The organism is Enterococcus sp. 3H8_DIV0648 (assembly GCF_002140655.1).
GTDB lineage: Bacteria > Bacillota > Bacilli > Lactobacillales > Enterococcaceae > Enterococcus_A > Enterococcus_A hulanensis.
In genome coordinates this window covers 778016-779380 of the sequence record NZ_NGLG01000001.1, presented here as the reverse complement: position 1 = coordinate 779380, position 1365 = coordinate 778016, and the positions used below count along the sequence as shown (strand labels likewise).

Here is a 1365-nt window from a genome sequence, read left to right as displayed (position 1 = left end):
GATAAATTTTATCTAAGTCAATATTTTCACGAATCAAATCCGCCAACTTATTATACTGTTGATTTTTATATTCGTTATATGGCATGGCAGCTTCGCTATTATACACATCTAGATGTGTATAAGAGACAGTACCACATCTGTTTTATAAGTCAAGGAAAAAATATAAAAAATTAGCACTCTCATAAAGAGAGTGCTAATTCGATTTGTTCAATAAAAATTTCTCAAAAACATCATTCCCTCGAAACAGTCCATCCTTTGTCAAAAATACCCGTGAATCTGTCTCTGTTAACAGGTTTTGCTCTTTCAACTCATTAATGACCATACTGTAGACATCGGTCATGCTTCGCCCGAAGCGAGCGGCAAATTTCGCTTTGTCTACTCCTAAAATTTTTCTTAAGCCTAAAAACATCTCTTCTTCAATCTGCTCTTCTTGGGATAAATATTCTTCTTCAAGCACTGGCAAATGTTCGTCATTCAAAGCTTTCAAATAATGTTGTATAGGTCCACGATTTTTATAACGTCGATTACCAAGGTACCCACTAGCCCCTGCACCAAGTCCAAAATAATTTTGATTGTTCCAATATACGAGATTATGCTGACTTTCAAAACCTGGTTTCGCAAAATTACTAATTTCATATTGCTTGCGCCCTGCTTTTTCCATTGCTTCAATCGTTTCTGCATACATTTGAGCTTCTAACTCTTGCTCTGGCAAATGCATTTTTCCGCGACGAACCCAATTCATAAACATCGTTTGATTTTCCAAAATCAACGAATATAACGCATAGTGAGGTAAATCCAGAGCTAAGGCACGAGCAACAGTATCGTGAAAACTTTCCAAGCTTTGTCCTGGCAATGCATAGATCAAATCAATCGTTACATTCCGAAAATCTTTTTCTTCTAATAAACGAATCGTATCGTACACATCCTGTGCAGTATGTTTACGTCCAATTTTTTTCAATAATCGATCATCAAAGGTTTGCACACCCATCGATAAACGATTGACTCCGTAATTTTTCATAACATCCAATTTATCACCTGAAAGATCACCAGGATTCGCCTCAACCGTAAATTCCCCATCCTGGTATGGCAAAACTTCACGTAAGCCGCTTAATAACCGATCTAATTGTGCCGCATTCAACGATGTCGGCGTACCTCCTCCGACATAGAGCGTCTCCATTTTGTCAACTGGATTTTGCGTTAGAGAGAGACGCGCCTCCTTCAGCAATGCTTCAATATATTCATCTACTGGTTGTCCTTCAAGAAAAACCTTGTTGAAATCGCAGTAGTAACAGATGTGCTCACAAAAAGGAATATGGATGTAAGCAGAAGTTGATTGTGTCATTGTGTGCCTCTTTCTTCTATATA

Annotated in this window: 1 protein-coding gene; it reads right to left on the bottom strand. The window is 37.7% G+C overall.

Features of this window, described 5'->3' with window-relative positions; translation table 11 throughout:
- Positions 1–193 precede the first annotated feature (193 nt).
- Positions 194–1342: a radical SAM family heme chaperone HemW gene (hemW, locus tag A5875_RS03620; protein WP_088932343.1), complete on the bottom strand. Its 1149-nt coding sequence runs from the start codon at positions 1340–1342 to the stop codon at positions 194–196.
- Positions 1343–1365 lie beyond the last annotated feature (23 nt).

Bases quoted from the DNA above. Each gene is read 5' to 3' on its own strand.
- hemW (WP_088932343.1), bottom strand. From the start codon at position 1,342: ATGACACAATCAACTTCTGCTTACATCCATATTCCTTTTTGTGAGCAC.